Source organism: Micromonospora fiedleri, from assembly GCF_016774385.1.
Classification (GTDB): domain Bacteria; phylum Actinomycetota; class Actinomycetes; order Mycobacteriales; family Micromonosporaceae; genus Micromonospora; species Micromonospora gifhornensis.
The window spans coordinates 1-472 of record NZ_JAETXL010000057.1 but is presented as its reverse complement, the minus strand read 5'-3'; the positions used below and the strand labels follow the sequence as shown (position 1 = coordinate 472).

Sequence of the window (472 nt, the reverse complement as noted above, 5' to 3'; positions counted from 1 at the left end):
CAACCTGGCGCTGCGCGAGGGCGCCCGGGCCGACGTCGGCCAGGTGATCATGGACGAGTTCCACTTCTACGCCGAACCGGACCGGGGCTGGGCCTGGCAGGTACCGCTTATCGAACTGCCCCAGGCGCAGTTCGTCCTGATGTCCGCCACGCTGGGCGACACTACCCGGTTCGTCGACGACCTGACCCGGCGTACCGGCCGGTCCACCGCCGTCGTCCGCTCGGCCGAGCGGCCGGTTCCGCTGATCTTCACGTACGCGATGACGCCGCTGCACGAGACGCCCGAGGAACTGCTGGAGACAAAGCAGGCCCCGGTCTACGTCGTGCACTTCACCCAGGCCGCTGCGCGGGAGAGCGCCCAGGCGCCGATGAGCGTCACCGTCTGCACCCGCGCCGAGAAGGACATGATCGCACAGGCGATCGGCCGACTCCGGTACCGCTCCGCGCTGCGCCGACCGCCGTCCCGGCTGGTC

1 pseudogene is annotated in these 472 nt (G+C 70.6%); it reads left to right on the top strand.

Annotated elements, in window-relative coordinates:
• A pseudogene (locus tag JMF97_RS30610) lies at window positions 1-472 on the top strand (DUF3516 domain-containing protein); the annotation flags it as partial.